Raw genomic sequence first — 26658 nt, 5'->3', positions numbered from 1 at the left:
CGGTGCCCGTGCCGTTCGGGTCCACACGGCGTGGGACGGGCGGCTGCCGGTCGTCCTGGGCCCGGTCGGGGCGTGATCGGCGGCAGAGGAGTGATCATGCTCGGCCGGGTCTGCAGCCGGGGCGGTCACCTGCCGAAGGAGGGGTGGCGGCGTTCTTCCCGCCTGCTCGGGCGTGGTGCCTTCAGATGATCGCGCGCAGGACGCGGAAGCGGACGGCATGGTTCCAGACCGCGCGGCATTTCATTACATCAAGTGGCTTTGGTGGCGATTCGGACTTAACGGCTGATGTGGGTGGCAAATTCACAGCAAGTCCACAGCAGGCGGAGGCGCAAGGGCCTCCGCCGTGAAAGGAGAACCGCGATGCGGATTCCCCGATTCGCCGCCGCGCTGGGCGTCGCGGCCGCCGTCCTTCTGGGCGGGGCCGGTGCCGCCGGCGCCGCAGCGCCGCCACCGGCGGCGGTGTCGCACACGACCCAGGCGACAAACGACCGGGGCGGCGAGTACCGGCACGACGGTGACCGAGGCCGGGGCGGCGAGTACCGGCGCTACGGTGACCGCGGCCGGGGCGGCGAGTACCGCCGTGACCGGGGGCGTGACGGCCGCTGGTACCACCGCCACCACCGGCACCACCCTCGTTGGCACCACCGCCACCACCGTCACGACCACCGCTGGCACTTCCACCGCTGAGCGGTACTGACCGGGTCGTCTCGGGGGTGTCCTTCCACCGCGGGGAAGGACACCCGTACCTCGGGCCCGGCAGGGGATCCGTCTAGTCCCACCAGAAGGACCAGGTGGGCACGTCCACCAGGGACTTGGCGTACGTGCGGAGCGAGCCGCTGCCCTGGGTGACGTTGTCCGGGCAGAAGGCGAAGTGCTCGGCGGCCACGGCCTCGGCCTCCCGCACGGTGGCCGGCGGCGCTGCCACGGACAGCACGAGCACGTCGAAGGCGAGGGCCACGACGCGCACGCCGAAGCGCTCCTCCCAGGAGCGCAGCACCGAACAGAGCCGGGCCACGTCGTTCTCGTGGTTGCACGGCCCCGTCCAGCCGATGGCCGCGGGGACGTCGGCGCTGCGCCGGGCGGGGACGAGGGCCGCTCGGGGGTCCTTGAACCACCCCGCCTCGACCACGGCCGCGGCGACCTCGGCCGCCCTGACGTCCGGGTCGGCCTCGAACTCCCGCGCCGGGGCGAGGCCGGGCCACGCCCGGCCGAACGGGGCGACCAGGTCCGCCGCGTCCTCGTCGGGGGCCTCGTCCTCCTGCTCGTCGTCCTCGTCCTCATGGCCCCAGAAGCCGGCCAGCACCTCGTCGGCGTCGTGGTCGCCCGGGTAGGACATCATCCCCGGGTCCAGTTCCGCCGTGGCCGGCAGCGCCGCGTCCATGGAGAGCAGCACCGGGTGCAGCCCCGCCGTCATCCGCGCGGGGAGCAGCCGTTCCCAGGAGCCGGGCCCGGCGGTCTCCTCCGCGTGCCAGAGCAGCGGTTCGGGCCACCGGCCGTCGCACGTGGCGTCGACGAGCGTGCCGGGCGGGAGGTCGAGGCCCAGGGACCGGCCGGCCGGGTCCTGCGCGAGCTTCGGGAGCTGGTTGGGGAGCATCGCCATGGCCGTGAATGTAGGGGTGCCCACTGACAACGGCGGCCCCGGGGGGAGTGTTGACTCCCGCCGGGGCCGCCGTCGTACGGACGCGGGGCGCGTCAGAGGCGCTCGGGCGTGCGGATGCCGAGCAGCGCCATCCCCTGGCTCAGGGTGCGGGCGGTCAGGTCGCAGAGGAAGAGGCGGTTCTCCCGCAGTTCGGGGGTCTCGGCCTTCAGGACCGGGCACTGGTCGAAGAAGGTGGTGTACGCCGAGGCGAGCGCGTACAGGTACGAGGCCAGCTTGTGCGGCTCGTACGTCTCCGAGACGCCCGCCAGGGTCTCCGCGAACTCGTCCAGCAGCAGGCCGAGCGCCCGCTCGGCCGGTGCCAGCGGCAGCTCCGGGTGCGCGACCGGCTTCGCGTCGCCGGCCTTGCGCAGGATGGAGCGGTTCCGGGCGTACGCGTACTGCAGGTACACGCTCGTGTCGCCGTTGAGCGAGACCATCCGGTCCAGGTCGAAGACGTAGTCCCGGCCGAGCGAGGTCGACAGGTCGGCGTACTTGATCGCCCCGATGCCGACCTCCTTGGCCCGCTCGGTGACCTCCTGGTCCGTCAGGTCCTGGGACTTCTCCCGGATGACGGTCGCGGCCCGCTCCACGGCCTCGTCCAGCAGGTCCACCAGCCGGAAGGTCTCCCCGGACCGGGTCTTGTACGGCTTGCCGTCCTTGCCGAGCAGCGTGCCGAACGGGATGTGGAGCGCCTTGACCTCGTCGGTCAGCCAGCCGGCCCGCCTGGCCGTCTCGAAGACCATCTTGAAGTGGAGGGCCTGCCGGGAGTCCACCACGTACAGGAGGGTGTCCGCGTGCAGGTCCGCGGTGCGGTTGCGGATCGCGGACAGGTCGGTCGCGGCGTAGCCGAAGCCGCCGTCGGCCTTCTGCACGATGAGCGGGACCGGCTCGCCGTCCTTGCCCTTGACGTCGTCGAAGAACACGCACAGCGCGCCGTTGGAGCGCACGGCGACGCCGGACTTCTCCAGCAGCTCGCAGGTCTCGACGAGCATGTCGTTGTAGCCGGACTCGCCGACGACGTCCTCGTCGCGGACCTCGATGTCGAGCTTGTCGTAGACAGAGTTGAAGTAGATCTTCGACTCGTCCACGAACCGCTGCCACATCGCCAGCGTCTCCGGGTCGCCGGCCTGCAGGTCCACGACCCGCTTGCGCGACCGGGTCTTGAAGTCGTCGTCGGAGTCGAAGACGGCCCGCGAGGCCTTGTAGAGCCGGTTGAGGCGTGACATGGAGGCCTCGCCGGCCTCCTCGCCCGCGTCGGACGCGTCGTGGTCCAGCTCGTGCGGGTGCTCCACCAGGTACTGGATGAGCATGCCGAACTGGGTGCCCCAGTCGCCGATGTGGTGGCGACGGATCACCGTCTCGCCCTCGAACTCCAGGATCTTGACCAGCGCGTCGCCGATCACGGAGGACCGCAGGTGGCCGACGTGCATCTCCTTGGCCACGTTCGGCTGCGCGTAGTCGATCACCGTGACGCCGGGCGCGGCCTTCGCGGGCACGCCGAGCCGTTCGTCGGCGGCCCGGGCGGCGAGCGTCCGGGTGATCGCGGAGTCGGCGACGGTGATGTTGAGGAAGCCGGGGCCGGAGACCTCGACGGAGGAGATCAGCCCCTCGTCCGCCGGGAGGGCGGCCACGACCTCGGCGGCCAGCTCGCGCGGGTTCGCCTTGTTCCGCTTGGCGAGGCCCAGCACACCGTTGGCCTGGAAGTCGGCCCGGTCGCTACGTCGCAGCAGCGGATCGGCACCGAGGGCGTCAGCGACGCGCTGCTGGATCGAGGCGGAAAGCGAGTTGACCGAGGCCATGGGATGGGTGCTTCCTGAGAGGGATCGGAGATCAACCCTCAGTATCCCACGCGCTACCACTCATTTTTCTCTGGGACAATTGCCGGGTACCGCGCTACCCGCTGCACAGGTGGAAGGAAGTCGAGACAGTGGCTCAGAGCACCGAGGCCGACTGGGTCGCCCGCTTCGCGGACGACGTCATCGCGGAAGCCGAGCGGCGGGCTCCGGGCAAGAAAATCGTCGTCGCCTCCGGGATCAGCCCCTCCGGGCCGATCCACCTCGGCAACCTGCGCGAGATCATGGTCCCGCACCTGGTCGCCGACGAGATCAAGCGGCGCGGCGTGCCGTGCGAGCACATCCTGTCCTGGGACGACTTCGACCGTTACCGCAAGGTGCCGGCCGGCTACGACCCGTCCTACGCCGAGCACATCGGCAAGCCGCTGACCTCCGTGCCGGCGCCCGAGGGCAGCCCGTACGAGACGTGGTCGGACCACTTCAAGGCCCCGTTCCGCGAGGCGCTGGCGGCGCTGGGCGTCGAGGTCACCGAGATCAGCCAGACCGTCGAGTACACCTCCGGCACCTACCGCGAGCGGATCCTGCACGCGATGCGCGAGCGCCGGCGGATCGACGAGGTGCTCGGCCGCTACCGGACGAAGAAGAAGGGCGGCGAGGAGCAGGACGACGAGGAGGCCTCGCTCGCACAGGCCCCCGAGTACTTCCCGTACAAGCCGTACTGCTCGGCCTGCGACAAGGACCTGACCACGGTCGTCGCCTACGACGACGACACCACCGACCTCACCTACGAGTGCCAGGCCTGCGGCAACCGCGAGACGGTGCGGCTGAGCGAGTTCGACCGCGGCAAGCTGGTCTGGAAGGTCGACTGGCCGATGCGCTGGGCCTTCAAGGGCGTGGACTTCGAGCCCTCCGGCGTGGACCACCAGTCGCCCGGCTCCTCGTGGATGGTCGGTCAGCAGCTCGTCCGCGAGATCTTCGGCGCCGAGCCGCCCATCGGCCCGATGTACGCCTTCGTCGGCATCAGCGGCATGGCCAAGATGTCCAGCTCCAAGGGCGGCGTGCCGATCGCGGCCGACGCCCTGCAGATCATGGAGCCGCAGCTGCTGCGCTGGCTGTACGCCCGCCGCCGGCCGAACCAGGCGTTCAACATCTCCTTCGGCGACGAGATCTCCCGCACCTACGACGAGTGGGACGCGCTGGAGCGCAAGGTCGCCGAGGGCACGGCCGCCCCGGTGGACCTCGCGGTGCACTCGCGGGCCGCGCGCACCGCGAGCGGTGAGCTGCCCACCACCCCGCGCAAGCTGCCCTACCGCACCCTCGCCTCGGTCGTGGACATCACGACCGGGGACGAGGAGCAGACGCTGCGCATCCTGCGCGACTTCGACCAGGAGCAGCCGCTGGCCTCCCTGGACGAGGCCCGGCCGCGGCTGGACTGCGCCGAGCGCTGGGTGAACACCCACGTCGAGCCCGAGGCCCGCACCCGGGTGCGTACCGAGCCCGACGCGGAGGCCCTGGCGGCGCTGTCCGGCGAGGAGCGGGAAGCGCTGAAGCTGCTGGTGGACGGGCTGCCCGAGCACTGGTCGCTGGACGGGCTGACCACCCTGGTCTACGGCGTGCCGAAGGTCCAGGCCGGGTTCGCGCCCGACGCCAAGCCGACGCCGGAGATGAAGGTCGCCCAGCGGTCCTTCTTCGCCCTGCTCTACCGGCTGCTGGTCGGCCGGGACACCGGGCCGCGGCTGCCCACGCTGCTGCTGGCGGTGGGTCAGGACCGCGTGCGGGAGCTGCTCGCGGCGAGCTGAGCCGGACGCGGATGTGACGGCGGCGGGTGGCGATGCCACCCGCCGCCGTCGTCGTGCGGGCCGGCGAATATTCGAACGCGGCGGTGAGCGGCGCGCGCTATGGTCATCGGGCGCGGGGCGGCTCACGGTGTGCTTCCTTCTCTCACTTTCCCTGAACCAGGGCACCGGCTTCCCGCCCCGCCCACGCAAACCGGCTCACCGGCCCGGACATGGGGACCGGGCACGGGACCACCGGTTCCCGAGGCGGCTCCGGGCGTGCTTCCTCCTCACAGTCATCGCTATTGCTGTGCCGCGAAGGTTGTCAGCGCGCCCACTTCCCGCCCCGGCACGTCCACCAGGGGGAGACACAGGGATGTCCACGGCCACCACCACCGCCACCACGACCGCGCCGCGCACGCTCGCCGGCATCCTGCTCGCGCGCCGCGGAGCCGTCCACCTGCCGGCCGCTTCGGCCGGGCCGTCGCTCGCCACCACGGCGGGCGTGGCACTGCTGGAAGCGGACCTCCTCGACCGCGGTTACCTGATGGCGCCCGCCCTGCGGGCGGCGCTCACCGAGCGGAGCGAGGCCGCGCTGACCGCTGCCGGCCGGGCCCTGCTGGCCGACGTCGACCAGGCGCTCGGCGCCGACCGGCCCCACGAGCCGCTGTTCCGCGACTTCCCCACCAGCACCCCGAGGGACACCTTCGCCTTCTACGTCGACCGTGTCCTCACCCTGCTCTTCCAGCACGCGGAGCAGCCCTGCGTGCTGTGCGGCACGCAGGGCACCGTCCACGCGGTCTCGCCCTGCGCGCACCTGGTGTGCCGTTCCTGCTTCGACGGCGCGGACTTCTCCGCGTGCCCCGTCTGCCACCGCCGGATCGACGCGGACGACCCCTTCCTGCGACCGCGCCGGCCGCGGCGTTTCGGCGGGCTGCGACGCACGCTGCCCGAGCGGCTGCGCGTGCTGCAGTACGGCGGCGACCTCGCCGCCCGGGACGCGGACGCCACGGGGGAGATCCGCGGGCTCCTCGCCCGTACCGGCGCCCTGAGCCCGCAGGACGCCGACGACCTCATGGCCCTGCTGGAGACCCGCGACCGGGCCGGCCTGGCGTGGCTGCCCGAGCAGATCCCGGGCCGGGAGACCAAGGCCCGGGTGCTGGCCTGGCTGCTGGCCGATCCCGACGCGTACACGACGAGCCTCCCGGCCGTCGCGGCCCGCGTCGACACCGCGACGGACGTGCTGCGGCTGCTCGCCGTGCGCTCCGGCGGCGACCCGGGTCTGGTCGACCTGCCGCGGCTCCGCACGATGCCCAGGCCGCTGCGGCGTGCCCTGCTCGGGGTGCTCGACGGACTGGCTCCGGACCTGGTCGCACAGGACATGCGCCGGCACCGGCACGCCTGGCTGCGGGCCGCGGAGCTCCTTCACCCCTTCGAGCACGCCGGCCGCTTCCCGCGGGCGGCGCTGGCCGTCGCGGCGCTGCGCGACACCCGCCTCGCGGACGGCGACGCGCTGACCGCGACCCTGCGGACGGCGGCCGACGGCGCGGCGCGGGTCGACGCGACGGGGACGGTGGTGCGGGTCCGCGGCTGGGCGGGCCGGGTCGAGGCCGCGCTGGACGCCATGGACGTACCGGCGGCCGTCGCGCTGCTGGCCCAGCGGCCGGGCGAGTTCGTACGCCGGCTCGACCACCTGCTGCGGCTCTCCGAGGCCGCGGAGGCGGACGTCGTGCTGTCGGCGCTGGAGACGGCGGTGCCCCGGGTGTCGCCCGCGGTGCTGCTGTCCGCGCTCGGCGCCATCCGCAGCCGTCCGCACGCGGACGGCACCCGGGTGTTCTTCCCGAAGGGCGGCAGCGCCAAGGCGCACCTGGCGGACGACGACCGGCTGCCGATCGCGGCCGACGTGGTCGGGAAGGCCGTGGCCGTCCTCCACGCCGAGGTGCTGCGGAGGGCCGCGGAGCGGGAGGCGGTCGACGTCGCCGTCGTGGACGCGGGCCTGGACGGCCTGATCGCGCCGTTCACCGAGCGCACCGCCTCACGCGCCCTGGTGACCCTGCCGCGCGGCAGCGAACTGCCCGTGCCGGACGGGAGGACGGTCCGGCTGTTCCTGCACTGGATGGAGAGCGAGCGGTCCGGGCGGACCGATCTCGACCTGTCCACCGCCCTGTTCGACGCGGAGTGGAACCCGGTCGGCCACTGCGACTACACGCGCCTGCGGTTCGCGGAGGACGCCGCCGTGCACTCCGGCGACCTCACCAGCGCCCCGGCGCCGCAGGGCGCCAGCGAGTTCGTCGACCTCGACCTGGACAAGCTGGCGGACGCCGGGGTCCGCCACCTGGTCGCGGTGGTCTTCTCGTACAACAACGTCCCCTTCGAGGACCTGGCGGAGGGCTTCGCCGGGCTCATGGCGCGCGACCTGCCAGGCGACCACGGGCCGGTCTTCGACGCCCGCGCCGTGGAGCAGCGCTACGACCTGACCGGACGGTCCCGCGCGGGCGTGCCGCTGGTGATCGACGTGGCGGCCCGCACGATGCGGTGGCTCGACGTGGTCAAGGGCGTCACCGGCACCGGCCACTCCGTGGCGCGGCACGGCGACGACCTTGCCGCGCTCGGCAAGGCCCTCACCACTCTGTTCGCCTCCGGGGCCCGCGTGGGGCTGGGCGAACTGGCCGTGTGGCAGGCCGCGGCGCGCGCCGCGACGGTCCTGATGCGGCACGCGGACGGTTCCACGACCGCCTACCGGCGCCGGGAGGCCGAGTCCGCGGCGGAGTTCGCCGCGCGGATCGGGAGCCCGTCCGGTGACCCGGCGGACGGCGCCGTGCGGGAGGCGGCCCGGCTGGCGTACCTGCTGCGCGGCGACGTCGCCCTGCCCGAGGGCGGCGAGGTGTTCGCGCTGCACCCGGCGGCCCTCGACGCGGCGAAGGTGCGGCTGCTGTCGGCGTCCGACGTGGTCGCCTCGCTGGCCCCCGCCGCCGGCTGAGGCGCTACGACGCGTACTGGCCGTCGAGTTCGAGGCGGCGGCGCAGTTCGCGGACGTAGGGGCGCAGCGTGCTCTCGCTGAGCGGGCCGCCGTTGGGGCTGGAGATGCCGTACCGGTCCTGCAGGATCAGGCCGAACTGGCGGGCGTTGGGGAAGTTGCCGAACTGCTGGTGGTAGGCCCGGAAGGCGCGGTCGTAGATCTCCTCGCGCGAGGTGTCGTCCGTGACTGGCTCCGGTTCGGGCTCGGGCTCGGGGTAGTAGTCCGAGTCGGGCTCCGGGGCGAACTCACTGCGGGGCGTGGGGATCACACCGTTGCCGTCGGCGAGGGCGCGGCGGCGGTTTCCGGCGCCGACCGGGGCGGTGACCTGCTCGGCCGCGGGGGCGGGCGCCTGGTACGGCTCCGGTGCCTGGTACGGCTCGGGCGCCTGATAGGGCTCGGGTGCCGGTTCCGGCGCGGGAGCGGGGGCCCGGTACGTGACCTGCGCGTCGGCCCGGACCGGTTCGGGGGCCGGGGCGGGGGCGGGCTGCTGCTCGGGCGCGGGTGCCGGTTCGGGTGCCAGTGCGGCCTCCGGGGCGGGCAGCGCGGCGACGGCCGGGGCCGGCAGCTCGATGCCCGCCGCGGCAAGGCCGATGGCGGCGGTCTGCTCCATCGGCACCCCGTACCGGGCGAGCTTCAGCGGCATCAGGGCCTCGACCGGGGCCTTGCGGCGCCAGGCGCGGCCATAGCGGGCGCGCAGCCTGGCCCGGTAGACGAGACGTTCCTGCTCGACCCGGATGACCTCGTCGTAGCTGCGCAGCTCCCACAGCTTCATGCGCCGCCAGAGGCGGAAGGTCGCGAACGGCGCCAGCAGCCAGCGCGCGAGCCGGACCGACTCCATGTGCTTGTCGGCGGTGATGTCGGCGACCCGGCCGATCGCGTGCCGGGCCGCCTCCACCGAGACGACGAAGAGGATCGGGATGATGCCGTGCATCCCGACGCCGAGCGGGTCGGGCCAGGCCGCCGCGCCGTTGAAGGCGATCGTCGCCGCCGTCAGCAACCACGCCGTCTGGCGCAGCAGGGGGAACGGGATGCGCAGCCAGGTCAGCAGCAGGTCGAGCGCGAGCAGGACCACGATCCCGGCGTCGATGCCGACCGGGAAGACGTTGGCGAACCAGCCGAAGCCCTTGCTCAGCGCCAGCTCGCGCACGGCCGCGTACGAGCCCGCGAAGCCGATCGCGGCGATGACGACGGCGCCCGTGACGACCACACCGATCAGGATCCGGTGCGTCCGGTTCATGCGTATCGCGGACACCCGCGACCCTCCCAGGCTCGGAAACTGGCCTGCCCAGCCTGCCACACGGGGCAACGGGCAGGTTGCCCAAACGTGGTGAATCGGTACAGCGGATCCCGCAGTTGTTACGCGTTCGCCGCCGCGACCGCGGTGGCCGCCTCCTTGGCCGCCTTGAGCGCGCCGGTCTTCAGGCCGGACTCGGCCGGGGTCTTCGCGTCCTCGAGGCCCGCGCCGTTGTAGGTGAGCACCAGCACGGCGTTCCCGGTGCGGGCGACGACCGTGACGTCCCGGTACTCCTCCTTGTCCTTCCTGACCGACGAGGTGACCGCGGTGCCCGCGTCCCACACGCCGTCCACCGTGACCGGCGTGCTCTTGGCGCCCTTCGCCCTGCCGGCCTCGGCGACCTGCTCGGCGTAGCGCTCCTTCGCCTGCTCCTCGGCCGAGCCGAGGCCCGCCACCGCGTCGTAGCGCTGGAGCGAGACGTCCAGCCAGCGGTACTGGTAGCCGTCCAGGCCGTTCCAGGAGCAGCCGCCGCGCTCGTCGCGCTCGGCCGAGTGCGCGGGGGTGCCCGCGGGCTTCTTGGCCTTCGGTACCAGGGACTTGACGGTCTTGGCGCCGATGACCCGGCACGGGTCGGGGAGTTCGGCGTACCTGGCGGCGACGGCGCTGGGTGACGGTGACGCGGACTTCGACGCGGGGGCCGATGCGGCCGCCTTCTGCGCGTCGTCCTTCGACGAGTCCGAGCCGGAGGAGCAGCCGGCGACGAGCATCACCGGCACGGCCGCGCCGACGAGCAGGCGGGCGAGGTGCGGGGCTGATCGGTGCATGGATCCTTCGCTCATTTCGGTGCGTTTCATGTCATGGCACAAACGGCCAGACTACGCGCTTCGCCTCATTCGTCGAGTTGATCTGCGAGCTCCGCCGCGACCTGGCGGGCCCCCAGCTGCAGCTCCTCGCTGGGCGGTTCGACCGATTTGTCCGTTGACCACTGCGAGAGTTCGACGGTGACCAGGACGTTCGCCATGCGGAAGACGACGGTGATGTCGCGGTGGAGTCCGGGGCCCTGGTTCTTGAGGACGTCGTCGAGGAAGGCCCCGTCGCCGAGGTCGTCGAGGGTGCGCGGGGCGGTCTCGCCGGTGGCCGTCACGGACGGCGAAGGGGCGTCCGGTGCCACCGGGCTGCCGCCCTCTGAGCTGGGCCGACCCGCGGTGGCCGACGCGGACGCGGCGGCGTCGGCCGGCGCCGTGGCGGCCGGGATGTGGGCCTCCGCGGCCCGGCTGTCGTAGTCCGCCGTGGCCTGGCTCTCGTCGCTGACGGATGTGTCGTACGACACGACGCGCTCGAGGTCGATCTGGAGGTAGCGGTTGCCGAGGTCGGTGCGGCCGGTCCACTTGCAGCCCACCTTGCGGTCCGTGTCGAACGTCACGGTCGCCTCGCCCGCGTCGTCGTCCGCGTCCGGGACGAACTTCTCGAGGGTGTCCGCGGCGACCGAACCGCACGGCTCGGGCAGCACCCGGTAGCGGCCGGGTGGGGCCGCCGGGGTGGACTGCCTGCCGTCCGCGGTGTCGCCGTTGCGTGCGCCGTCCCCGGAGCCGCCCGACCCGCTGCACCCGGACAGTGCGGCGACGGCGAGCGCCGTCGTGCACGCCGCGGCCAGCAGGCCCCGGATCCGGTGGACGCGGTCTCCCGTTGGCTGCACTGAGGTGGCCCCTTCCTCCGGCGGTCGGTCCGGCGCCCGCGTAAATCCCTTGGCGGGGGTGGGCGACGGGTAGACACAATGTCTACCGCACGCGCTGCGGCCGTCGCCGGATCATGGGGCTGTATGGCTGACTTCGCCCTTTATTTCGCTTTCCATTAAGACGTGTTGTTTGTGTTGCCTTGATGGATTCCACCGTCCGACCCAGGGGGGAAAGAGATGTCGTACACGGAAGTGCCCGGAGTGCAGGTACCGATCCGCATGTGGACCGACCCGGCCGCGGTCGAGGGCGTCGCCATGCAGCAGCTGCGCAACGTCTCCTCGCTGCCGTGGATCAAGGGACTCGCCGTCATGCCCGACGTCCACTACGGCAAGGGCGCCACGGTGGGCTCGGTGATCGCGATGCACGGCGCGGTCTGCCCGGCCGCGGTCGGCGTGGACATCGGCTGCGGCATGAGCGCGGTGCGGACCTCCCTGACGGCGAACGACCTGCCCGGTGACCTCTCGCGGCTCCGCTCCAAGATCGAGCAGGCCATCCCGGTCGGCCGCGGCATGCACGACGAGGCCGTCGACCCCGCCCGGCTGTACGGCCTGCCCGCGGCCGGCTGGGACCGTTTCTGGGACGGCTTCGACGACCTGGCCGAGCCCGTCAGGTTCCGGTACGAGCGCGCGACGAAGCAGATGGGCACGCTCGGCTCCGGCAACCACTTCATCGAGGTCTGCCTCGACGAGGAGGGCGCGGTCTGGCTGATGCTGCACTCCGGTTCGCGGAACATCGGCAAGGAACTCGCCGAGCACCACATCGGCGAGGCCCAGAAGCTGCCGCACAACCAGGGCCTGGTCGACCGCGACCTGGCCGTCTTCATCGCGGACACCCCGCAGATGGCGGCCTACCGGCGCGACCTGTTCTGGGCTCAGGACTACGCGAAGCGCAACCGCGCGATCATGATGGCCCTGTTCCAGGAGGTGCTGCGGCGCGAGTTCCGCAAGGCCAGGGTCACCTTCGACGAGGTCATCTCCTGCCACCACAACTACGTGGCCGAGGAGCGCTACGACGGCATGGACCTGCTCGTCACCCGCAAGGGCGCGATCAGGGCCGGCAGCGGCGACCACGGCATCATCCCGGGCTCCATGGGCACGGGTTCGTACATCGTCCGCGGGCTCGGCAACACCGACGCCTTCAACTCCGCCTCGCACGGCGCCGGCCGCAAGATGAGCCGCAACGCGGCGAAGAAGCGGTTCTCCACGCGGGACCTGGAGGAGCAGACCAAGGGCGTCGAGTGCCGCAAGGACTCGGGCGTCGTGGACGAGATCCCGGGCGCGTACAAGCCGATCGAGAAGGTGATCGAGCAGCAGCGGGACCTCGTGGAGGTCGTCGCGAAGCTCAAGCAGGTCGTCTGCGTCAAGGGTTGAGCCCGGCGGGCGGGTCCGGGGCCGTGCGCGGCCGCCGGACCCGCCGGTCGTACGGCGACGGCGGGAGGAGCGGTGACGCGCCCGCCGGGCGGCTACGGCTCCCGGTGCTCGCGGTGCACCCGGTGCTGGGCGGCCTGGGCGCGGGGGCGGACGACCAGCAGGTCGACGTTGACGTGGGACGGGCGGGTGACCGCCCAGGTGACCGTGTCGGCGATGTCCTCGGAGGTGAGGGGCTCGGCCACCCCCGCGTAGACGGCGGCGGCCTTCTCCTCGTCGCCGTGGAAGCGGGTGAGGGCGAAGCCCTCGCTCTTCACCATGCCGGGGGCGATCTCGATCACGCGGACCGGCTCACCGAGCAGCTCCAGGCGGAGCGTGCCGGCGAGGGCGTGGGTGCCGTGCTTGGCCGCGACGTAGCCGCCGCCGCCCTCGTACGGGGTGAAGGCGGCGGTGGAGGAGAGCACGACCACGGTGCCGTCGCCGGAGGCGATCAGCCCGGGCAGGAACGCCTGGACGGTGTGGAGCACGCCGAGGACGTTGACCTCGTACATCGTGCGCCACTCCTCGGGGTCGGCGGTGGCGACCGGGTCCGCGCCGAGGGCACCGCCGGCGTTGGCGAACAGGACGTCCACCCGGTCCAGCGAGGCGGCGAGCGCGTCGACGGCGCCGCGGTCGGTGACGTCGAGGGCCACGGCGGCCGCCGAGTGGCCCGCGGCGGTGATCTCCTTGGCGAGCGCCTCCAGGCGGTCGGCGCGGCGGGCGGTGAGCACGACGTGGTAGCCGGCTTCGGCCAGCCTGCGGGCGGTGGCGGCACCGATGCCGCTGCTCGCGCCGGTCACGACTGCGGTACGGGGGCTCATGGTCGTGCTGCCTTTCGCCGGTCGGGAGGTCGGGAGGTCGGGAGGGGCAAGTGCCCGCCTACGCTTGCAGCATAGGCGCGGTGGTGCCGGGCGCTCTCAGGGCGGTCCGCTGGGTGAACCACAGCAGGAACACCGGCTCCCTGCCTTGCCCGCAGCCTCCCGTCCCGTGCCCGGCGGCAGTCAGGTGCGGATGCCCGCGGTCGGCCGGGACATGTGTCCCGCCTCCCCGGCCCACGCGGTGAGGGCGGCGCCGTGGTCGCCGCCGGCGGCGCCGTCGGCGGCCCAGGCGACGTAGCCGTCCGGGCGGACGAGCAGCGTGGTGCGGCCGCCGTCCGTACGGGTGACGTGGACGGCGCGCGCGTCGGCGGGTCCGGCCGCCGCGCCCTCGGGGGTGACGAGCACGAAGCGGCCGGCGCGCAGGGCCTCGTACAGCCGGCCCTCCCGCAGCGGCAGGTCGGGGGCGCGCCCGCCGGTCAAGGGGTGGGCGCCGCGCGGGGCGGGGTAGGCGATGCCGATGCCGGTGATCGCGCCCAGGGCCCTGCGGCGCAGCGTCGGGAGGTGGCCCACGGCCAGGGAGACCAGGTCGCGGAAGGCCCGCTGGAGGGCGTTGTGGGCCATGGCGAGCCGGATGATGCCGCCACTGCTGCGCAGCACCGTCGCGCCCACCGGATGCCGTTCGGCCTGGTAGGTGTCGAGCAGGGCGTCGGTCGCGTGGCCGCGGACCACCGCGGCGAGCTTCCAGCCGAGGTTGGCGGCGTCCTGCAGGCCGGTGTTCATCCCCTGGCCGCCGGCGGGGGAGTGGACGTGCGCCGCGTCGCCGGCGAGCAGCACGCGGCCGGCGCGGTAGACGGGCACCTGGCGTTCGTCGCTGTGGAAGCGGGAGAGCCAGCGGGCCTCGCCCATGCCGTGGTCGGTGCCCAGGGCGCGGCGCGTGACGGCGCGGACCTCGTCGAGGCCGACCGGGTCGCCGTCGGGCCGCTCGCCGGTGCGGTCCCAGCACATCACGCGGTACCAGCCGTCGCCGAAGGGCGCGAGGAAGGCGAAGGCGTCGCCCGTGCCGCCCACGGTCAGCAGTTCCGCGGGCGGTTCGGCGAGCCGGACGTCGGCGAGCACGATCGACCGGATGACGGACCGGCCGGGGAAGGGCAGGCCCAGGGCGGTCCGGACGGCGCTGCGGTGGCCGTCGGTGCCGACGGCGTACGCGGCGCGCCGGGTGGTGATCGTGCCGTCCGCGGTGCGGACGTCGAGTGCGACGCCCTCGTCGTCCTGGCGTACCGCGAGGACCTCGGCGCCGTGCTCGAAGCGCGCGCCCGCGGCGCGGGCCCGGCGCTCCAGCAGCCGCTCGACCTCGTACTGGGGGGTGATCAGCAGGTACGGGAAGCGGGAGGGCAGCTCCGTCAGGTCCAGCGACAGCCGGCGGAAGAGCCGCAGGCCGCGCAGCCGGTGGCCGGTGGCGACCAGCTCGTCGGCGAGGCCGCGGGCGTCGAGGAGTTCGAGGGTGCGGGCGTGGACGCCGAAGGCCCGGCTCAGGTTGCCGTGCCCCGGGCCGCGCCGCTCCAGGACGGTGACGGGGACACCGGCGGCGGCCAGGTCCCCGGCGAGCAGCAGACCGGTGGGGCCCGCGCCCACGACCAGGACCCCGGCGGGGTGCTCCCCGGTGCCGGTGGCGGTGGCGGTGCGGGTGGCGTCGGTGCGGGTGGCGTCGGTGCGGTTCTCGGTGGTCATGGCGGTCTCCTCGGATGCCAACACTTGTAGGCCAACGCTTGTTGGCAAACGTAGCGCCGCCGCTCTGGCGATGTCAACAGCCGTTGGCCTACAGTTGTGGGCATGACCACGACGTCCCCCGCCCCCCGCCGTTCCGACGCCACCCGCGCGGCGATCCTCGCCGCGGCCCGCGACCGCTTCGCCGCCGACGGCTACGAGCGCGCGACCATCCGCGCCATCGCCAAGGACGCCGCCATCGACCCCTCGATGGTCATGCGCTACTACGGCAACAAGGAGGGGCTCTTCGCCGCCGCCTCCGAGTTCGACCTGCGCATGCCGGACGTGACCGCGGTCGCGACCGAGGACGTCGGGGCCGTCCTCGTCGCGCACTTCCTGGAGCGCTGGGAGGAGGACGAGACCCTGACCGCGCTGCTGCGCGTCGGCGTCACCAACCCGGCCGGCGCCGAGCGGATGCGGTCGATCCTGCAGTGGCAGCTCGCACCGGTCGCCGCCGCCGTGTGCCCGGACCCGGAGCCCGGCCGCGCCACGGAACGCGCCGTGCTCGTGGCCTCGCAGATCCTCGGCATGGCCGTCAGCCGGTACGTGCTCCGCTTCCCGCCGGCCGTGGCGATGCCGCGCGAGGAGGTCGTGGCCTGGCTGGCGCCCACCGTCCAGCGGTACCTGACGGCCGCGGCGCCCTGACCCCCGCGGACGGATCCGCGAACGAAGGAGTGACGAGGCATGGAGCCGAAGAACGTCCTCGCGGTCATCGCGCCGCACGTCGGGGGCCGCCGCGTCGGTGCCGCCATGGCCGGGCTCTTCGAGGGCCGGGCCGCCGTGACCGTCGTCGAGTCCGCCGACGAGGACCCGGCCGCCCTGGCCGCGGCCCACGTGATCATGACCGCGCTGGGCCCCGTGACGGCCGGGCACCTCGCCCGCGCGTCCGTCCTGGAACTGGTCCAGTGCACCGGCCACGGCCACGAGCACGTGGACGTCGCCGCCGCCCGCGCCCGCGGGGTGCCCGTGTGCACCATCGGCTCCAGCGGGGCCGAGACGCAGAGCGTCGCCGAGCAGACCTTCGCGCTGATGCTCGCGCTCGCCAAGCGGATCGTCCCCGCGCACGACGCGCTGTCCCGCGGCGAATGGCCGCTGCCCCGCCTGCAGCGGTCACTGACCGAGCTGGACGGCAGGGTCCTCGGCGTGATCGGCCTCGGGGCGATCGGGCAGGCCGTGGCCCGGCGGGCCGCCGCCTTCGGGATGACCGTCCGCTACACCTCGCGCGGGCCCGTACCGGCCGCGACCGAGCAACTGCTCGGGGCCCGCCGCCTCCCGCTGGAGGAGCTGCTGGCGACCGCCGACTACGTGTCCGTCCACGTCCCGCTGAACGACGCGACCCGGCATCTGCTCGACGCGCGACGGCTGGCGCTGCTCAAGCCCACCGCCTTCCTGGTCAACACCGCGCGGGGCGCGGTCGTCGACCAGGACGCGCTCGCCGACGCGCTGGAGGCCGGGCGCCTGGCCGGTGCCGGGCTCGACGTCTTCGACCCCGAACCGCCGCCGGCCGGGATGCGGCTGCTCCACGCGCCCAACGTCGTCCTGTCCCCGCACGCGGGCGGCGCCACCGGGGACACGGTGGCCCGGATCGCGCTCGCCGCCGTCCGCAACGTCCTGGACTTCCTCGACGGCCGCCCGCCACGCGACGTGGTCACCGCCACGGAGGCCTGAACCGGCCCGCCCCGGCTCAGGCGCTTTGATCGCCCTCGACGTTGGTGCCCGGGCCGAGCCCGGCGAGCGCGTCCTTGGCCACGGCAAGGGCGCCGTCGCGGACCTCGGACTCGTCCGGCGCCTTCTTGTTCTCGAAGTCGCTGCCGTTGTACGTGACGGTCACGACCGCGTTGCCCTTGCGGAACACCACGACCGCCTCGCGCGTCTGCTGCTTGTCCTCGGTCGTCAGCTCCACGGACACGGACGCCTCGTCACCGATCCCGGACGCCGTGGTCGCCTTCTTCAGGCGCTTGTAGGAGGCCTTCGCCGCCGCCTCGCCGTCCTGGCCGCCACCGGTCGTGGACACCTCGAAGGTCACGTCGAGCCAGCGGTAGTCGAAGCCCTTGAGGGCGTTCCACGAGCAGCCCGTGCGGTGCGAGGGGTCGGTGAGGGACAGTTGCTTGCCCGTCGTCTTGGCCTCGGGGACCAGCTTCTTGATGGTCGCGGTCTTGATCGCGGTGCACGGCGCGGGTGGCTTGGAGTACGTGGCGGGCGCGTCTTTGGAGCCGTCCGAACCGGAGCCGGAGCCGGAGCCGGAACCGGAGTCCGAACCCGCGCCGGAGTCCGACCCGGACGGCGCGGTGGAGCCGGTCCGGGATCCGTTCGCCGACGTGCGGCCGGCGTCCTCGTGGGACGAGGAGGCCATCGTCCAGCCGACGATGGCGAGTATGGCGGTGGGCAGCAGACGAGCCGCCAGGGTGAGGGGCAGGGACGCCACGGCGGTCTTCTCTTCGTCGATCCTGAGGAACCTGGGGCTGAGGAGGTGAGCGTGGGGGACGTGGGCCTGAGCGTACGACGTGAAGATGAGATTGCCATATGAAAGTGGCCCGGGAACAGACCAGGCGCGTAGGGGTTGCGGTACCGGGCGTGACGGGTGTAGCCGCGCGCCCCTGAAAAACCGGGCGCGCCGCGGACACGTCGACACCGGGACGGGTGCCGTGACGGACCGCCCCCGCGCACGACCGGTGACAGCGTGGGAGCGCTCTCATAGCATGCGGGGGCATGAAGAGCCTGACCAAGCGCGCCCTCACCGCCGGACAACTGGCCGCCCTGCTGCGGGAGTCGGCGGGCCTCGGCTGCAGCGTGGAGGCCGAGCTCACGGACGGCTGGTTCAACGCCGCCTACCGGGTGCGGCTCGACGACGGGCGTCCGGCGGTGGTGAAGATCGCCCCACCGCCGGACGCCCTGGTGCTGCGCTACGAGCGCGGCATCATGGCCACCGAGGTCATGGCGCACCGCCGGATGGCCGCCCTCGGCGATGTGCCGCTGCCGGAACTGCTGCACGCGGCACCGGACTTCATGACCCTGTCGGTCCTGCCCGGCACCCCCTGGGACAAGGCGGCGGACCGCCTCCCCGCGGACCGGCAGGCCGCGCTGCGCCGTGAACTGGGCCGGATCGTGGCGCGGCTGCACACGCTCGCCCCGGAGGACGGCCGGTACGGCTACCCGGCCCCCGAGGCCGGGCTGTCGGCGGCGGACTGGCCGACGGCCTTCCGCGTCATGGTGGAGGCGATGCTGGAGGAGGCCGTGCGCTGGAGCACCCCGCTCGGCGTCGCCCCCGACGAGGTCCGCGCGCTCGTCGCGGAGGGCGCGGACGTCCTGGCGGAGGTGACCGAGCCGCGGCTGGTCCACTTCGACCTGTGGCCCGGCAACGTCTTCGTCGCCGAGGACGGCTCCGCCGTCACCGGGCTCATCGACCACGAGCGGGCCTTCTGGGGCGACCCGGTGGCCGAACTGGTCTCCCTGGCCCTCGGCGGCGACGCCGGCCCCGGCAGCGACCTCGTCGCCGGCTACCACGAGGCGGGCGGCACCCTGGACTTCGGGCCCTCCACGCTGCACCGGCTGGCCCTCTACCGCGTCTACCTCGGCCTGATCCTGGTCGTCGAGTGCGGCCCGCGGGGCTATCCCGCCGACCACGCCGACCACGTCCGCGACGTCCTGCGCCGCTGGGTCGCGGAGCTCCGGGCCGTACGGCGGGGCTAGGCCGTGTCGTCACATGCCCTCCCCCAACCTTCGGCCGGGGGTGCCCCCACCCCGCGGCGCTCCCCCAGCTGGCGCTGGGAGGTGCGTCCAGGCACGGCACTCCACCAGCCTTCGGCCCGGGGGACTTGTCGAATCGTCCGAGTAGCCCACTACGAGGACGATCCTCCGCCTTGCGATGCACCGCATCTGGGGGCACCTCCCAGCGAAGCTGGGGGAGCCGCGGGGCCCGCCCTCCGGGCGGTGGGGGCACCTCCCAGCGGTAGCTGGGGAGCTCATTTGACGACACGGCCTAGTACAACCCCGGCGGCCCCTCGTGGGTCTCCTCACCGCGGCACCCGGGTCCCGGGCTCCCGCCCGACCCCGTCCCCCTGCTTGGAGACACGTAAGTGAAGCACCCCCTGCGCGGCGCCGCGGCGCTGGCCACCCTGCTCGCCGCGGGCCTCGCCCCGTTCGCCCTCTCCTCCCCCGCCTCCGCCGCCCCCTCCGGCCTCGCGGGCGACTTCAACGGCGACGGCTACCGGGACGTCGCCATCGCCGCCCCCGCCGCCAAGGTGAGCGGGAAGCTCTGGGCCGGTCAGGTCGCCGTGGTCTACGGGACAGCGAGCGGGCTGAACCCCGCCAAGCACCAGGTGATCAGCCAGAACACCGCGGGCGTCCCCGGCGCGGCGGAGGCGGACGACGAGTTCGGCGACCAGGTCGCCGCCGCCGACCTCAACCGCGACGGCTACAGCGACCTCGTGGTCGGCGCCCCACGCGAGAAGGTCGGCAGTTACCCGGACGCGGGCACGGTCGTCATCGTCTGGGGCTCCAAGAGCGGCCTGTCCGGCGGCACGACGGTGAAGAACCCGCTGTCGTATGCCGGAAGCTACTTCGGCATGGGCCTCGCGGCCGCCGACTTCACCGGTGACGGCAAGCCGGACCTGGCGGTCTCGACGCAGGGCCGCACGGGCGAAGCCTCCTGGCGGATCCGGTTGATCCGCGGCCCGTTCGCCAAGTCGGGCAGCACCGGCAAGGCGTCCTCGTACGCCCCGGGCATCGACCGGCCCGCCCTCACCGCGGGCCGGGTCGACGGCGACAACAGGGCCGACCTCGTGGCCACCGGCAGCAAGGCCAATCGCGACCAGCTCGGCTCCGCCGTCTACTACCGGGGCACCGCCTCCGGCATCACCAGGGCGGCGACCCTGCGGCCCGCCGGGACGGCGGCGATCGGCGACCTGAACAAGGACGGCTACGGCGACATCGCGCTCGGCAACCCCGAGGACCGGGCCGCCGAACCCACGGCCTCCACCGGCGGCAGGATCGACGTCGTCTACGGCACGTCGTCCGGTCCGAGCGCCACCCGGCGCGTCGCGCTCACGCAGAACTCCGCGGGGGTCCCGGACTCCTCGGAGACCGGGGACCGCTTCGGCCAGGCCCTCGCGATCGGCGACTACGACAAGGACGGTTACGGGGACCTCGCGGTCGGCGCGCCGGGCGAGTCCTTCGGCGACGCCGTCGACGTCCGGACGTGGGCCGGGGCGGTCACCCTGCTCCGGGGTACGGCCTCCGGCGTCACCACGGCCCGGTCGGTGTTCCTCACGCAGGACAGCCCCGGTGTGCCCGGCGAGACGGAGATGAACGACGCCTTCGGCCACCGCCTCCTGGCCTCCGACGTGAACCGCGACGGCCGTGCCGACCTCACCGTCGTCGCCGACGGGGAGAACGACCCCGAGGGCGCCGCCTGGTTCCTGCCGGGTGCCGCGTCCACGCTCTACTCGACGACGGCCTCGACCAGCTTCGGCCCGGCCAAGGTGGGGCTCCCGGCGCATACCTACACGGCGTTCGGATACGGACTGGCGGGCTAGCCTCCCAGCCGCACCCCGCGGTTGAAGCGGAAGAGGTCGCCGGGGTCGAGGGCCGCCTTCAGGCGGGCGAGGCGTTCGGCGTCCGGCGCCGGGTGGCCGGAGCGGAACTGGGCCGGGTTGGCCCCCGCCCCGTCGCCGTAGACGAAGGTCAGGCAGCGCCCGGCCGTCCGGTCGGCCACCTCGGCCAGGACGCGGCGCTGCACCGCCCGGACCGGCTCCATCTCCGGCCCGGTCGCCGAGATCACCCGCAGCAGGAACCGCCCGTCGCGGTGGCCGGTCGCGCCCGGTACGGCGGGCGGCCGGGACAGGGCGCCCCCGAGGTGGCGCAGGTCGACGACGGTGCCGGCGGCCGCCGTGAGGACCCGGCGCAGGGCGGCCGCGTCGACGTCGCGCAGCACGGCGTTGTCGGCGGCGTAGGCGTGCGGCCGCGGCGGGTCGCGGTGGATGGCGCCCGACTCGGTGTACGGCACGAGCCGCACGTCGTCGGTCGTACGCGGCCCGGTCGCGCGCAGCGGCGCCACCAGGCGTTCGCCCTCCGCCGCCGGGCCGTTGAAGGCGATCCGCACCGAGGCGAGGTGCCGTCCCCCGGGCCCGGCCGGGACCAGGGCCACCGAGGACGTCAGCTCCTCGGGCACCTCCCGGGTCCAGCGCAGGTACGCCTCCAGCACCTCCTCCGTCGCCCCGGCCGGGAAGACCAACTGCCCGCCGTACAGCGCCGGCACGGGCAGCAGTCCGATCTCCATCCCCGTGACCACGGCGAGGCCGTGGCCGGCGCCGCGCAGCGCCCACGAGAGTTCCGGCTCGGTCCGGGCGGTGACGTGCCGGGCCCGGCCGTCCGCCGTGACGACGTCGAAGGCCCGTACGTGGTCGCAGGCCCAGCCGTACTGGCGCGCCGTCAGACCCAGTCCGCCGCCGAGGGTGTAGCCGACCGCGCCCACGTCCGGCGAGGAACCGCTCGGCGGCGCCAGCCCGAAGGGCGCGGCCGCCGTGACGACGTCCGCCCAGCGGGCACCCGCCCCGACGTACGCGGTGCGCGCCACCTGGTCCACCCGGACCGCGCGCATGCGGCGGGTGCTGATCAGCACACCCCGGTCGGCGGCCACGGACAGGCCGTGCCCGGTGGCCTGGACGGCGACCGGCAGCGCGCGGGCCGCCGCGTGGACCACCGCCGCCCGGACGTCCTGGGCGGTCCGGGCGGCGACGATCAGGTCCGGGCGGTGGAGCCAGGCGGTCTGGAAACCGGAGCGCTCGGCGTCGTACCCCGCGTCGCCCGGGGTGATCAGGGTGTCCTCGTGCGTGTTCGTCCTCATGGGGACGACGCTAGGAGCGCTTGAGGACACATCCTGTCCCCAGGCTGTGGAAATCTCGGCGCATGACGACGGACCGCCCGACGATGCCCGCCCGGATGCTGCGGCTGCTCTCGCTGCTGCAGAGCCGCCGCACATGGTCCGGCGCCGAGCTCGCCGGCCGTCTCGGCGTGACCGGCCGCACCGTGCGCCGGGACGTCGACCGGCTGCGCGAACTGGGCTACCCCGTGCACGGCACCACGGGCACGGCCGGTGGCTACCGGCTGGCCTCCGGCCGCGACCTGCCGCCCCTGCTGCTGGACGACGACGAGGCGGTGGCGATCGCCGTCGGACTGCGCACGGCCGCCGCGGGCGGTGGTGTGGCGGGCATCGAGGAGACGTCGGTACGCGCCCTGGCCAAGCTGGAGCAGGTGCTGCCCGCGCGGCTGCGGGCCCGGGTCGCCGCCGTCGGCGCGGCCACCGTCCGCGTCCCGGTCGGGCAGCCGGTTCCGGAGGCCGATCCGGAGGCACTGGCCGTACTCGCCGCCGCCTGCCGCGACCACGAGGTGGTGACCTTCGACTACCGCGGGCGCGCCGCCACCGCCCCGGAGCGGCGCCGTGCCGAGCCGCACAGCCTCGCCACCGCGTACGGGCGCTGGTACGTCATCGCCTACGACACCGACCGCGCGGGCTGGCGGGTGTTCCGGCTGGACCGGCTCACCGGCCCCGCCCCCGTCCACCGCCGCTTCACCCCGCGCGACCTGCCCGGCGGCCCGGGTACCGACCCGGCCGCGTACCTCGCCGCGACGCTGACCGCCGCCCCCTACCGCTTCACGGCCGCGGCCACGGTCGGCGCCCCCGCCGCCGAGGTGCTGGCCCGCCTCCCGGCGCCGCTGCCCGGGCGGGTGACGCCACTGGACGAGGGCCGCTGCCGCGTGACGTTCGGCGCGGACTCGCCGGACCTGATCACGCACGACCTCGTGGCGCTGGCCGGGCTCCCCGTCGTCCTCGACGAGGACACCCCGGCCGCGCTCCGCGCCCATCTGCGGGACGTCGGGCGCGCGCTCGCGGCGATGTGAGCCGTTGAGCGGTTGAGCGGTTGCCGGGGGAGTGGGGGGCTACCCGGCGGCGGTCGTGGGCTGCTCCACGATGTTGCGGCCACCGAGCGGCGCCATCCTGCCCGGGTGCTCGGGCTGCTGGCCCGGCATGAGCCCGGTGCCGGACGCCGGGGCGGATGTGTGGGCCGACGCGTGCGCGGATGTGTGGGCCGCCGTGTGGGCCGACGCGTGCGCGGGGGCCGCGTGGGTGGGAGCCGCGTGGGCGCCGCCGGACTGCTGCGCGGCACCCGGCGCGATCGCCATCGGGGCGGCGGAGGAGGGCACCGCCGCGGTGACCGCACGGCTCGCCTCGGTCTTCGGGTGTTCGTCCTTGTCGGGCGCGTGGCTCACCCCGAAACGGGTCCGCAGATGGTGCCCGGCCGCCTCGTCGAGGCTCACCGGCCGCTGCAGCCGCACCGCCAGCCGGCTCGCCTCACGGCCCAGCGCCGCGAGGTCCTCCCACCGCAGGTGCACGACGAGCGGCAGTTCCGCCTCGCCGTCGGGGAGCGCTTGAAGGCCCTGGAAGGGGACGTTGCTCTGAGCGTTCATCGGCCGGTCCTCACCATTGGCTGCAGTGCGGTACGGCAGGGGATACGCACCCCGTCACCGGAACGTTCAGCCGCGCCCCCGCAGTGCCCGCCGCGCGGCGGGGATGATGGGACCGTGCGCACCCTCGGGATCGACCTGGCCGCGAGCCCCCGGACGACCGCGGTCGCGGTCGTCACCTGGCCCGGTGACGGCACGGCCGTCGTCTCCCCGCCCCTGCTGGGGTGTGCCGACGACGTGCTGGCCGACCTGCTGTGCGGCCTGGAGCCGGGGGAACGGGCCGGGGTGGACTGCCCCTTCGGCTGGCCGATCCCGTTCGTCGAGGCCGTCTCCGCGCACGCGGCGGGCACGCCGTGGCCCGGGCGGGGCACCGACGGCTCGGCGTACCGGGCGACCCTGCGCCACCGCCGCACCGACGTCCTCACCCATGAGGAACTCGGCGGCCGGTGGCCGCTGTCCGTCGCCTTCGACCGGCTGGGCGCCACCGCCGCCCGCTGGGCCCACCTCGCCGACGAACTCGCCGCCCGCGACCGCCCGGTGGCCCGTGACGGCTCCGGCCGGATCGCCGAGGTGTACCCGGCGGCGTCCCGCAGACGATGGGGCCTGGGCACCGAGCGCTCGACGGCCGGACTCCGCGCGGCCGCCCCCTGGCTGCGGTGCGGCCCGGCCGAACGCGCCGCGTACGACGGCAGCGAGCACGCCTTCGACGCACTGGTCGCCGCCCTCGCCGCACGGGCCGTCCAGCGTGGACTCACCCGCGGCCCCGCCGGCCCGGAGGAGACCTACGCGGCCGCCGTCGAGGGCTGGATCCACATCCCCGGTGAAGGCACGCTCCCGGCCCTGCCGTGAGTCCGGGTGCGGACCGCAGGGTGGGCGCCGCCAGAGGTCGTGCTCGGGCGGCCGCCGCGCACAGCGGCGGGCGTGGCGGACGGGAGCGGGCCGGGGATCGCCAGGGCGTTCGCGGTGTGGTGCGTGGGTGACCCGGACCGCAGGAGCCCCGGAGGCGTGCTCGGGGCGCCGCGCGGAGGGGGCCGCGCGGCGGCCCGGGCGGCCCGGCCCTGCCCGGGCGCCGCCCGCTCAGTGGAGGCGGATCGCAAGGGTGACGACCGCGCCGACCGGGCCCGTGGCGATCGTGAGGTGGTCGGTGACCAGGCGGGCGAGCCACAGGCCGCGCCCGCAGCGGGAGTCGAGGCCCGGCAGCAGTTCGGGAATGACGGTGGCGCTGAAGCCGGGGCCGGCGTCGGTGATCCGGCACTGCACCTCGCCGTCGGTCCGGCGCAGCATCAGGCGGCCGCGGCCGCCGCCGTGGGTGATCGCGTTGGAGGCCACCTCGTTCACCGCGAGGACGAACTCACCGCGGCGTGCCGCCGGGAGCCCCGCCCACATCGCGAACTCCTCGGCCAGCACCCGCAGTCGGGGCAGCTCACCCTCCGTGAAGTCGCGTTCCAGCCAGCAGCCCCCGGCGGCCGGATCGCCGGCGGAGGGTTCGTGCAGCTCCTCCAGCATCAGCCGCTCACCTCGATCAGTGTCAGCCCCGGCAGGGACGTCGCGCCCAGCGTGCGCAGCAGCGTCAGGTGGAAGGCCGAGCAGCGGACCTCCACCCGTACCCCGCGCTCCCCGGCGGAGGCCGCCAGCGTCAGGAGTTCCGTCGCGCAGCCGACGCCGAGGAAGTGCAGGTCGCGCAGGGCCAGTACGAGCCGCCCGCCCTCCGCGGTCCGCCGCAGCGCGTCCTCGACCACGCCGTGGAACCGTTCCCGTGTGCTGAGGTCGGCTCGCCGAGCAGCCGCAGCAGGCCCTCGGTGTGCGTCGCGTACAGCGCGCCGAGCCGGGTCAGCAGGTTGCGCGGGTGGGCCTGCGCCATCGCGTCGAGCACGTCCCCGGTGAACCACCGGCGGTCGTAGGCGCAGATCTCCGCGTACGGCCGGCCGGTGAAGAGGTGGTCGGCGTGGGTCTCGCGGTGCACCATCGCGTCGATGGGCGCGCCCATGTCGCGCACCCAGTGCATGTCGATGTACGCGCGCAGGCCCGCGTACCCGTCGCGGACCGCGCGGTCCGTCTCCTCGGCGAGCCGGCCCTGCTGCCGCACCGCCGTGAACGCGAGGTCCGGACGGATCAGCTCGCGCATGCTGCTCAGCACGAGCTGTCCGCGCCGGTGCGCCGATTCCACCCGTGCGTCGGCGTGCCCGGGATGCCCGGCGTCGTCGGCCGGACCCAGGTGGGCCAGCACCTCCCGGTCCGGCACGCCGGGGGCGGCGAAGACCATGACCCGCTCGCCGGCCGCCAGCCCGAGCCGTGCGAACGCGGCCAGGACGTCCCAGCGTGTGTCGTCGCCGTCGTAACTGACGAACGCGTGGTCGCCGGGCCGCATCCGCTGCACCGGCACGACCCGCACATCGGCGGCAGGCATCGGTCCTCACCCCCTGGTTTCCGAGCTGCCGAGGGTAGGAGCGCGCACCGGGACCACCAGGCGGGACCGACTCTGCCCGGGATCGGGCGGGGAGCGATCGCGGGCACGCCGGAGCTGGCCGGAAGCGCCCGTCCGTCAACGCGAAGTGACGGACGGGCGATCAACGCACCGGCCGTCCGGACGCCGGCCCGGCCGTTCTGCGTGACGTCACCCGGATGCGCCATGAAGCGGAGGTTCTCGTCCCCGCCGTGGTCCAGTGGGTAGCGAGGTCCCGCCCCCACCAGCAGGGAGCGGCGGCCCGTGCCAAGCTGGGGTCCGTCAGGTCTGTGGTGTGCGTCACACGCGGTGACCCCGCTTCTCGCCGGCCGGACAGCGTCGGCCGAGGACGCCACGGGCGGCGTACGCGCCCCGGCCCGACCGTCGGGCCAGGGCCGGCGAACGGAGTGGGGACCGTCGGATCGGCCGTGGGAAGGAGGTGGCGGCGACGCCCCGCCGGGCCCGGCACGACTGTGAGAGCGGCCACGTGCCCCCCTTTCGGCGGGCTGCGGGGATTAAGCACCGGTAAACTCCCTGTTCGCCATTTGTGACGCCGGGTGAACGAACC

Annotated in this window: 22 protein-coding genes; 10 read left to right on the top strand and 12 right to left on the bottom strand. The window is 74.2% G+C overall.

Annotated features, from left to right (window positions below):
* Window positions 1-360: 360 nt before the first annotated feature.
* Window positions 361-687 (top strand): hypothetical protein, encoded by a 327-nt coding sequence (locus OG937_20575; GenBank protein WUD73915.1) that lies wholly within the window; start codon window positions 361-363, stop codon window positions 685-687.
* An 82-nt stretch (window positions 688-769) separates the two neighbouring features.
* Here the strand turns inward: OG937_20575 and OG937_20570 are convergent, their stop codons facing one another.
* Together OG937_20570 and argS are read right to left on the bottom strand one after the other, a co-directional pair.
* Window positions 770-1600, bottom strand: a complete 831-nt coding sequence (locus OG937_20570; GenBank protein WUD73914.1) for a DUF4253 domain-containing protein — start codon at window positions 1598-1600, stop codon at window positions 770-772.
* A 92-nt stretch (window positions 1601-1692) separates the two neighbouring features.
* A complete protein-coding gene (gene argS / locus OG937_20565; GenBank protein ID WUD73913.1) occupies window positions 1693-3438 on the bottom strand; it encodes an arginine--tRNA ligase in 1746 nt (581 codons plus the stop codon).
* Window positions 3439-3566: 128 nt separating this feature from the next.
* Between argS and lysS the strand changes: the two genes are divergently transcribed.
* Both lysS and OG937_20555 read left to right on the top strand, forming a co-directional pair.
* Window positions 3567-5231, top strand: a complete 1665-nt coding sequence (lysS, locus tag OG937_20560; protein WUD73912.1) for a lysine--tRNA ligase — start codon at window positions 3567-3569, stop codon at window positions 5229-5231.
* A gap of 352 nt (window positions 5232-5583) precedes the next feature.
* Window positions 5584-8187, top strand: a complete 2604-nt coding sequence (locus tag OG937_20555) for a hypothetical protein (protein WUD73911.1) — start codon at window positions 5584-5586, stop codon at window positions 8185-8187.
* 4 nt (window positions 8188-8191) lie between these two features.
* Here the strand turns inward: OG937_20555 and OG937_20550 are convergent, their stop codons facing one another.
* The 3 genes from OG937_20550 to OG937_20540 all read right to left on the bottom strand — a co-directional run bounded on the left by OG937_20550 (window position 8192) and on the right by OG937_20540 (window position 11156).
* Window positions 8192-9463 carry a DUF2637 domain-containing protein gene (locus OG937_20550; GenBank protein ID WUD73910.1) on the bottom strand — a complete coding sequence of 424 codons (1272 nt, stop codon included), beginning with the start codon at window positions 9461-9463 and terminating at the stop codon, window positions 8192-8194.
* Window positions 9464-9582: 119 nt separating this feature from the next.
* A complete protein-coding gene (locus OG937_20545; protein ID WUD73909.1) occupies window positions 9583-10284 on the bottom strand; it encodes a DUF3558 family protein in 702 nt (233 codons plus the stop codon).
* Between the two features lie 65 nt (window positions 10285-10349).
* On the bottom strand, window positions 10350-11156 hold the full coding sequence (locus OG937_20540) for a hypothetical protein (GenBank protein WUD73908.1): 807 nt from the start codon (window positions 11154-11156) through the stop codon (window positions 10350-10352).
* A 216-nt stretch (window positions 11157-11372) separates the two neighbouring features.
* Between OG937_20540 and OG937_20535 the strand changes: the two genes are divergently transcribed.
* Window positions 11373-12566, top strand: a complete 1194-nt coding sequence (locus tag OG937_20535; protein ID WUD73907.1) for an RtcB family protein — start codon at window positions 11373-11375, stop codon at window positions 12564-12566.
* 92 nt (window positions 12567-12658) lie between these two features.
* Here the strand turns inward: OG937_20535 and OG937_20530 are convergent, their stop codons facing one another.
* Both OG937_20530 and OG937_20525 read right to left on the bottom strand, forming a co-directional pair.
* Window positions 12659-13423 (bottom strand): SDR family oxidoreductase, encoded by a 765-nt coding sequence (locus OG937_20530; protein ID WUD73906.1) that lies wholly within the window; start codon window positions 13421-13423, stop codon window positions 12659-12661.
* A 180-nt stretch (window positions 13424-13603) separates the two neighbouring features.
* Window positions 13604-15148 carry an FAD-dependent oxidoreductase gene (locus tag OG937_20525; protein ID WUD73905.1) on the bottom strand — a complete coding sequence of 515 codons (1545 nt, stop codon included), beginning with the start codon at window positions 15146-15148 and terminating at the stop codon, window positions 13604-13606.
* Window positions 15149-15250: 102 nt separating this feature from the next.
* On the opposite strand from OG937_20525, the gene OG937_20520 reads away from it, so the two are divergent.
* Both OG937_20520 and OG937_20515 read left to right on the top strand, forming a co-directional pair.
* Window positions 15251-15829 (top strand): TetR family transcriptional regulator, encoded by a 579-nt coding sequence (locus OG937_20520; GenBank protein ID WUD73904.1) that lies wholly within the window; start codon window positions 15251-15253, stop codon window positions 15827-15829.
* A 39-nt stretch (window positions 15830-15868) separates the two neighbouring features.
* Window positions 15869-16852 carry an NAD(P)-binding domain-containing protein gene (locus OG937_20515; protein ID WUD73903.1) on the top strand — a complete coding sequence of 328 codons (984 nt, stop codon included), beginning with the start codon at window positions 15869-15871 and terminating at the stop codon, window positions 16850-16852.
* A gap of 16 nt (window positions 16853-16868) precedes the next feature.
* Here the strand turns inward: OG937_20515 and OG937_20510 are convergent, their stop codons facing one another.
* Window positions 16869-17609 (bottom strand): hypothetical protein, encoded by a 741-nt coding sequence (locus tag OG937_20510; GenBank protein WUD73902.1) that lies wholly within the window; start codon window positions 17607-17609, stop codon window positions 16869-16871.
* 284 nt (window positions 17610-17893) lie between these two features.
* Between OG937_20510 and OG937_20505 the strand changes: the two genes are divergently transcribed.
* Window positions 17894-18874 (top strand): aminoglycoside phosphotransferase family protein, encoded by a 981-nt coding sequence (locus tag OG937_20505; GenBank protein ID WUD73901.1) that lies wholly within the window; start codon window positions 17894-17896, stop codon window positions 18872-18874.
* 386 nt (window positions 18875-19260) lie between these two features.
* Window positions 19261-20718 (top strand): FG-GAP-like repeat-containing protein, encoded by a 1458-nt coding sequence (locus OG937_20500; GenBank protein WUD73900.1) that lies wholly within the window; start codon window positions 19261-19263, stop codon window positions 20716-20718.
* On the opposite strand, the gene OG937_20495 is transcribed toward OG937_20500, so the two are convergent.
* Window positions 20715-22028 (bottom strand): FAD-binding oxidoreductase, encoded by a 1314-nt coding sequence (locus OG937_20495; GenBank protein ID WUD73899.1) that lies wholly within the window; start codon window positions 22026-22028, stop codon window positions 20715-20717. The genes OG937_20500 and OG937_20495 overlap by 4 nt on opposite strands.
* Before the next feature lie 62 nt (window positions 22029-22090).
* On the opposite strand from OG937_20495, the gene OG937_20490 reads away from it, so the two are divergent.
* A complete protein-coding gene (locus OG937_20490) occupies window positions 22091-23083 on the top strand; it encodes a WYL domain-containing protein (GenBank protein ID WUD73898.1) in 993 nt (330 codons plus the stop codon).
* Window positions 23084-23122: 39 nt separating this feature from the next.
* Here OG937_20490 and OG937_20485 read toward each other — a convergent pair whose 3' ends face one another.
* Complete coding sequence (locus tag OG937_20485) at window positions 23123-23650, bottom strand: hypothetical protein (GenBank protein WUD73897.1); 528 nt, start codon at window positions 23648-23650, stop codon at window positions 23123-23125.
* Between the two features lie 114 nt (window positions 23651-23764).
* Between OG937_20485 and OG937_20480 the strand changes: the two genes are divergently transcribed.
* Window positions 23765-24496 (top strand): DUF429 domain-containing protein, encoded by a 732-nt coding sequence (locus OG937_20480; GenBank protein WUD73896.1) that lies wholly within the window; start codon window positions 23765-23767, stop codon window positions 24494-24496.
* Window positions 24497-24724: 228 nt separating this feature from the next.
* On the opposite strand, the gene OG937_20475 is transcribed toward OG937_20480, so the two are convergent.
* Entirely contained in the window at window positions 24725-25153 is a 429-nt protein-coding gene (locus tag OG937_20475; protein WUD73895.1) for an ATP-binding protein, read from the bottom strand.
* A 130-nt stretch (window positions 25154-25283) separates the two neighbouring features.
* On the bottom strand, window positions 25284-26054 hold the full coding sequence (locus OG937_20470; protein WUD73894.1) for an MEDS domain-containing protein: 771 nt from the start codon (window positions 26052-26054) through the stop codon (window positions 25284-25286).
* Between the last annotated feature and the right edge of the window lie 604 nt (window positions 26055-26658).

It is taken from the genome of Streptomyces sp. NBC_00510, from assembly GCA_036013505.1.
Classification (GTDB): Bacteria; Actinomycetota; Actinomycetes; order Streptomycetales; family Streptomycetaceae; genus Actinacidiphila.
Note: the sequence above shows the minus strand (reverse complement) of the source record. Positions and strands in the feature narration are given on the sequence as shown.

Excerpts from the sequence above, each read along its gene's own strand:
- OG937_20575 (WUD73915.1), top strand. The coding sequence starts at position 361 with ATGCGGATTCCCCGATTCGCCGCCGCGCTGGGCGTCGCGGCCGCCGTC.
- OG937_20570 (WUD73914.1), bottom strand. The coding sequence starts at position 1,600 with ATGGCGATGCTCCCCAACCAGCTCCCGAAGCTCGCGCAGGACCCGGCC.
- argS (WUD73913.1), bottom strand. The coding sequence starts at position 3,438 with ATGGCCTCGGTCAACTCGCTTTCCGCCTCGATCCAGCAGCGCGTCGCT.
- OG937_20555 (WUD73911.1), top strand. The coding sequence starts at position 5,584 with ATGTCCACGGCCACCACCACCGCCACCACGACCGCGCCGCGCACGCTC.
- OG937_20550 (WUD73910.1), bottom strand. The coding sequence starts at position 9,463 with ATGAACCGGACGCACCGGATCCTGATCGGTGTGGTCGTCACGGGCGCC.
- OG937_20545 (WUD73909.1), bottom strand. The coding sequence starts at position 10,284 with ATGCACCGATCAGCCCCGCACCTCGCCCGCCTGCTCGTCGGCGCGGCC.
- OG937_20535 (WUD73907.1), top strand. The coding sequence starts at position 11,373 with ATGTCGTACACGGAAGTGCCCGGAGTGCAGGTACCGATCCGCATGTGG.
- OG937_20530 (WUD73906.1), bottom strand. The coding sequence starts at position 13,423 with ATGAGCCCCCGTACCGCAGTCGTGACCGGCGCGAGCAGCGGCATCGGT.
- OG937_20525 (WUD73905.1), bottom strand. The coding sequence starts at position 15,148 with ATGACCACCGAGAACCGCACCGACGCCACCCGCACCGACGCCACCCGC.
- OG937_20520 (WUD73904.1), top strand. The coding sequence starts at position 15,251 with ATGACCACGACGTCCCCCGCCCCCCGCCGTTCCGACGCCACCCGCGCG.
- OG937_20515 (WUD73903.1), top strand. The coding sequence starts at position 15,869 with ATGGAGCCGAAGAACGTCCTCGCGGTCATCGCGCCGCACGTCGGGGGC.
- OG937_20505 (WUD73901.1), top strand. The coding sequence starts at position 17,894 with ATGAAGAGCCTGACCAAGCGCGCCCTCACCGCCGGACAACTGGCCGCC.
- OG937_20495 (WUD73899.1), bottom strand. The coding sequence starts at position 22,028 with ATGAGGACGAACACGCACGAGGACACCCTGATCACCCCGGGCGACGCG.
- OG937_20490 (WUD73898.1), top strand. The coding sequence starts at position 22,091 with ATGACGACGGACCGCCCGACGATGCCCGCCCGGATGCTGCGGCTGCTC.
- OG937_20485 (WUD73897.1), bottom strand. The coding sequence starts at position 23,650 with ATGAACGCTCAGAGCAACGTCCCCTTCCAGGGCCTTCAAGCGCTCCCC.
- OG937_20475 (WUD73895.1), bottom strand. The coding sequence starts at position 25,153 with ATGCTGGAGGAGCTGCACGAACCCTCCGCCGGCGATCCGGCCGCCGGG.
- OG937_20470 (WUD73894.1), bottom strand. The coding sequence starts at position 26,054 with ATGCCTGCCGCCGATGTGCGGGTCGTGCCGGTGCAGCGGATGCGGCCC.